This is a genomic window from Aestuariicoccus sp. MJ-SS9, assembly GCF_032586235.1.
Lineage (GTDB): Bacteria > Pseudomonadota > Alphaproteobacteria > Rhodobacterales > Rhodobacteraceae > Aestuariicoccus.
On record NZ_JAWHTD010000091.1, the window covers coordinates 1 to 6,035 of the forward strand.

Here is a 6,035-nt window from a genome sequence, read left to right on the forward strand (position 1 = left end):
AGTTCGTGATTGCCCATGATGGCATGGGCAGTACCGGCATCAATCATCCGTCGAACGACGTCGATTACCGCAGCGTTGCCAGGCCCGCGATCGATGTAATCGCCTAGGAAAACACACTGTCTGCCAGCTTGAGAATGCCGAAACGCACCATTGCGCTCGCTGTATCCCAAGTTGCCTAACCGGTCGCGAAGCTTTGCTGCTTGGCCATGTGTGTCTGGGATGATGTCATACATCTGCTACTCCTTCCTCAAATCTGTTCCAGCGCGGTTCACGCCATCAATCGAGGCGCCATTGTTTTGACGCTCAGTCCTATGGTGAACGCGCAGGACAGATCGCGTTCGCCATTCCGTGCAGATTTTGGGATGCCCGTTGCCTCTGCTTGGCCGTGTGTCCTTTCGAAAACCACCCATGGGAGGCGGGTTGGTGGCGCCAAGACGACGCTCTCTTCACACATTTCTAACTTAGTCTCGATTGGTCAGAATTACAACGACACGAAAGAGCACACGCCGATAGTGCTGGCAAAGCCAACAGCGAATGCACGGGCGTGTGGTCGGTCCATTTGCGGCGTTCTGGGCCACCGCACAGCGTCGTTGGTCCCCGATTGGTGGTAGAGATCACCGCTAGATGCCTAACAAGGGCTAGGCCACGCGCTATTTGGGGCTCAGCAGCAAAGGACTGCCCTACCGCCCGACGACCGGATATCGAACTAGAGCGGTCATCTGATTATTTTGATCAGATGACTGAGAAGAGCCCGAACCGGACACGGGTAATCTACTATCTAGGCTACCATCGCGGCTTGAGCTGCCCGAAGCCAGAGCGAGTCAAGCTCATCAACCCGTTCAATGGAAAACTCTTCGGCAATCTCCCAATAGCGCCCCGACTCACATCGATAGCCCAGTCGCTCTTCCACATCCTTTGCCATGTCGAACAGTGGTCCAGGTGTTATCGATATTCTGGATGCCGCTGCTCGACCAAGGTCTTCGTGGTCCATACTTGGAAACACAAGGCGGCTCTCGCCAGATGACAACCGCACGCAGGCACATTCGAGTTCAGCCGCATGCAGCAACAGTCGTGCTGACTTCGCCTCAAGGCTTCGGAGACTGAGATCGTCTCGCAGAGGGTCGGCGTCACCGGAGCCGTAGAAATGCGTCTTGCCTGAAGCGGCATAGACCATATCGCATCCAACGAAAGTAAGGATCGAGGGGCGTAGTGCATGAAGCGCCCAATAGCCGGCGGTGAAGGCCATCGTGCCGCCGGCGTAGAAGACACCACCAAAACGATTGTTTGCAGGAACATATTCCGCTGAGCCCACGAGACTCTGACCAGGGCGGAGGATGTGTGGAATTCGCTCGCGGGGAAAATCATCGGGCGCGATGAGGTAGTCCCAATCATCGCGAATGCGCCATGCATTATTTATCGCTACGATTTCCGAGAAGGTCGACCGCGGCCAGAAGCGACATCGCACGACATCTGGCGCGCTGCCAACCACAAGAACTACACAGGCTTTCGTTTCTGGCGTCACTGTGCGGTGCGGGCAAGCGTAAGGATCGATTCACCATAGCGGACATCGGGGAGAATGTCTTTGACGTGCGCTCGGAGCCCGATCCGGACTTAGTTGCTTGATGCCTTGCGCACAGGTTTACGGGTTTGCAGCACTGAAAAAGTTCAAGCTCGCCGGGATACGAACACCTTTCTCACCCACGAAAATTTGGAAGTTGGCTGTGACGTATCGAGTGATCTCGGCAATGTCGTCACCGGACCCGTTGTATTTTTTTAGTATTCTGGCCGCCGGACCGATGTTCGACGCCAGTGCGGCAACGCGCTCAACGGGGCCCGGATGTTCCAGGTACACTTGGATCGTTTCACCAACCACGCTTTGAAATCCGGCCTTTTTCAACGTCGCGACAACGTGGTCGACATTCTGAAAGCCCAGCGGTCCGGGCGCGTTCGGGTCGGATTGATCCAGCGGGCCCAGCCTTTGGACTGCGGCGTCCTTGGGGACTTCGAACCAGGGGTTTCCCTTGGCCCTGGCCCAGGCGGCAAGAACTATGCGCCCGCCGGGCCGCATGTGCGTACGAATGTTAGCGAATGCTGCCGCTGGATCGGAAAAAAACATTGACCCAAACCGCGAGATCACCAGATCAAAAGGCGCGCCCGGAATTTGGCCGCTCTGCGCGTCGACCAAATAGTATCCGATATTCACACCATCTTCCGCCTGATGGGCCTGCGCGTGGTCCAGTAAGGGAACCGAAATATCAACCGCGCTTATAGCTCCGTTGGGCGCGATCCGTGTTGAAAAGGTCCGCGTTGTCGCCCCGGTGCCGCAGCCAATGTCCAAGACCCGTTCGCCCGGCCTAGGGCCTGACCAGTCAAGCAACGCCTTGTCGACGGCACCAAAGACCAGATCGAGTTCATTCTCAAACGCGATCCATTTGAGACCGCTTTCCGAACTCCAATAGTCCGCTTGAGCTTGGTTGTCCTGCATTGTGATGTTCGCATCCCGGCGCTTTCCTAGGCTTAAGTAAAGCAAGGAATTGCGCACCTGTAAAACGTCCGCACTGTCCGCAAGCCGAACCTGTGCTCGATTGCCGCGAACGTCCGGTACCGGCGGAAGCCGCCGTTCAAGCGAGTCTCTGCGGTTCTGTCGGTTTTGACGGCAGCTTGCCGCAGTTCAGCGGACATCTGATCATTTTGCTCAGATGTCTTGGACGAGCCCAATCCCGCCATTGTTTTAGGAAGGTCGAATGAGGGCTTTGCCGCGGATAGCCGCTTAGAAAGCGAGTTCTTCATTTATTTTTTTGGGTTCCTCAGTCAGAATTCTAGCGAACACGCCCACCTAGGTGTTTAGTCCCGGCATCTGGTGGCTTGGATGACAAAACTGTCGTCATTTGACCGGCTCCATCACGCAATGGGATAGGCATCGGAGTCGACCCTGTAGTGGTCCAAGCCATCACCCAAAGTCAAATTTACACCTTCGACAATAGCAATTAACTCGTCTCGACTATCCGACCCCGGGCGCCACACGTCCAAGTAAATTTGGGTGTCTGCCCCATCCCACGTAGCTATATACGATCCTGTGCTCGACAGGCCGAGCTTATCTTGAGTGATTTCAAAGCCGACGATAAGCGCATAGTCGAGGTCGCCGCCCCCTGGTTTATTGCTTTCGTCGTCGTAAAACACGCCGCGGCTGTCGCCGAATAAAAATACATCCGCGAGGTCCGACCCTGTCAGCGTGTCTTGGGTTCCAGCCCCGTTGAATGTGCCGTCTTTGGACAAGCCACTGATGATCCCACCTTTGGCAAGCAGATCATCAGGTAGGGTGTCGTTTCCGTAAACATCCAAGCTGGGTTCGTTGACCGTAATTGACACAGTCGCAAGGCTCGATCCCAGTTCGCCATCAGAGGCGGTGTATGTGAAGCTGTCCGTTCCGAAGAAGCCTTCATTCGGCGTATAGTCGAACTCTCCAGTCTGACTGTCTAGCGTGACAGTCCCGTTCGACGGGCCGTCACCTAGAACAGCATTGATAGAATCCCCGTCTGGATCGTAGTCCACACCGAAGCCGTTGTCTTCAAACACATTTCCAGAAAGAGTTGTGCCGGTTTCGATTGTGAAAGCGTCATCAGCGACAATCGGCGCGTCTTTTACAGGGTTTACCGTGACGGTAACGGTCGCCGTGTCGAAGGCCTGCCCATCGGAAATAGTGTAGACAAAGCTGTCGGTCCCATTGAAGTTTTCATTGGGAGTGTAGTCGACCGTGTTGTCTTCGTTGATGACGACGGTCCCGTTCACCGCTTGCGTCACACCCATTACCGTCAGGACATCATCAGGGTCGGAGTCGCTGTCATTAAACAAGACGTGGACGGTTACCGCCGTGTCCTCGTCCGTCGTGTCGCTGTCATCCAATGCCACGGGTGCTTCGTTGGGCTCCGCAGGGCCGGATATCAACCCAAGCATCGCGTCAATGGTGAGTCGACCGCCGGTGACCGTCTTGCCGTCCAGCGAGCCAGTCGGCACCGCGGAGTCAAGCAGATGCGTTCGCAGCTGTTCAGCCGTGAGCTCCGGGTATGCTGCCGAGACAAGCGCCAGAGCTCCGGTGACATGTGGTGACGCCATCGAGGTGCCGCTCGCACTGGCGTAGCTTCCATTGGCAAATGTCGACCAGATACCTTCACCGGGCGCGCCAATGTCGACAGTCGAAGCTCCGTAGTTTGAGAATGAGGACAGCCCGCCTGCCTCATTAATCGACGCCACCGATATGACCGCATCATAGGATGCGACAACTGATGTGTCGTAGTTGCTTGGGTAGTGAGCCGACTGATCGGTGTTCAGTCCGTCATTGCCAGCTGATGCGACAAAGAGAACATCCTCGTTTGCGCCGCGCGTGATTGCGTCGAGAAGGGCTTGAGACAAGCCGCCGCCACCCCAGGAATTATTTGTCGCAACGAAATTTTCCGCGGAGAGCGCGCCGATGGCTTGATCGGTGAAGTAGTCAATCGCCAGGATGGCGTCGGCCAGTGATCCTCCGCGCTCACCGATGAAGCGCAACGCCGCGATCTGGACTTGCTGGCTTACTCCGACGACCCCAATTCCATTGCCTCCGATTGCCCCGATCGTGCCGGCGACATGGGTGCCGTGCGACGTTCCGCTGCCAAAAGGTCCGCGGCTTTGGTAAGCCTCGAATGGATTGTTGTCGTTGTCGAGGAAGTCCCATCCGACGAGGTCGTCAGTATAACCGTTACTGTCCTCGTCATCTCCGTTTGCCCAATTCGGGTCCTGCAGAAGGTCTCCCGCGTCGATATAGCCGTTGCCGTTGAGGTCATTGACACTGTTGACGTAGGTGCCACCCACCATGACGTTGAGATCATAAAAGGTGATAAGACCGTCACCATCTTGGTCGGCGGCAAGTTCGCTTGGTATCTCGCCCTGATTGATCCAAACATTGAGATAAAGATCGGGATGGGTGTAGTGCAGACCCGTATCGATGACGCCCACAATGCTTGTGCTCGCGCCGATATTGCCATCACTCCATGCGTCCGCGGCGTGACTGCCGAAGACGGTTGTATTGTCTCCCCCTTGCATGCCCCAAAGCGACCCGTTGGTGAAATAAGGATCGTCAATCGTGTCGACGGTGAAGACAAAATTCGGTTCGGCAAACTCAACGCCAGGCCGATTCTCCAGGATCTCGACCGCGCGCTCCGCGCTCAAACCTTCGCCGAGCTTGATAACCTGAAGCTTCCCTGCCTCGCCGGTCGGCCCTCCGTTCTCCCGCAGGACAAGTCCCGGCGCCCCGCCAACGGCACCCATGGCTCCCCTGATGTCGGCCGCGCTTGCCCCAGCAGAGAACTGAACGATAAGCTCTATCCCGTCCTGAACGGGTTCATCGCCAGGCTCTTCGGCCACCGCTATCGTATCGAAAGACCCGAGTAGACCGAAGCTGGCAAGCGCGTCGCTTCCCGTCGATGTGTCAGCGGTGGGATGCACGAATGAAACAGGCGGAACCTGAATGGCGTGGCCACCCGCTTGTGTACCGGCCTCAAAAGCCAGACCCTGGAAAATCACCGGTGCAATATTGTGTAGGTAGTTTGACCCGGGATCACTCGGCTGCAGCACCTCCTGGAGACCGTACGGGACATATTCATCCTGCTGCAGCAGCGCGGTGATACCATGTGAGATATCTTCGGCATCCGTGGGGGCGGTCTCCGGGATCGACTGCCACGCAGGAATGCTGTCGGGCTTTCCGGGGCCTTTGACCAACTCGGCAAGCGCTTGACCAAATGCAGCCACAGGCGGCGCGAACGGGGGCGGGGCAGCGTCCTCTGGCAAACCAAATTGAAACGTGAACGAAAAATCAAGAAAATCAAATTTCACAGCCGCCTCCTTCAAGAGCGCTCTGCCCCGCAGTAGGATGACTCTCGAAGCTTTGTGCGTCAAGCTTCACGACCGTTTGCACCCCCCCCACGGCGTTGTTGCAAAAGTCTGTCGGCGAAGGATTCACTTCGTGAATCCATGCCGTTAGACGCGTTGTATGAACAAGC

Annotated in this window: 4 protein-coding genes and 1 riboswitch; all 4 genes read right to left on the reverse strand. The window is 56.4% G+C overall.

Annotated features, from left to right (window positions below):
- Positions 1-233: metallophosphoesterase (locus RXV88_RS23000; protein ID WP_316296035.1), on the reverse strand; the 233-nt coding region annotated here is incomplete at its 3' end.
- Between the two features lie 122 nt (positions 234-355).
- Positions 356-457: riboswitch (SAM-I-IV-variant riboswitch) on the reverse strand.
- A gap of 321 nt (positions 458-778) precedes the next feature.
- Positions 779-1,522, reverse strand: coding sequence for a hypothetical protein (locus RXV88_RS23005; protein ID WP_316296037.1), 744 nt, complete (start codon positions 1,520-1,522; stop codon positions 779-781).
- Between the two features lie 117 nt (positions 1,523-1,639).
- Positions 1,640-2,485, reverse strand: coding sequence for a class I SAM-dependent methyltransferase (locus tag RXV88_RS23010; protein ID WP_316296038.1), 846 nt, complete (start codon positions 2,483-2,485; stop codon positions 1,640-1,642).
- A 416-nt stretch (positions 2,486-2,901) separates the two neighbouring features.
- Positions 2,902-5,868: a S8 family serine peptidase gene (locus tag RXV88_RS23015; protein WP_316296039.1), complete on the reverse strand. Its 2,967-nt coding sequence runs from the start codon at positions 5,866-5,868 to the stop codon at positions 2,902-2,904.
- Between the last annotated feature and the right edge of the window lie 167 nt (positions 5,869-6,035).

Coding starts and splice junctions, on each gene's coding strand:
- RXV88_RS23010 (WP_316296038.1), bottom strand. CDS start 2,485: ATGCAGGACAACCAAGCTCAAGCGGACTATTGGAGTTCGGAAAGCGGT.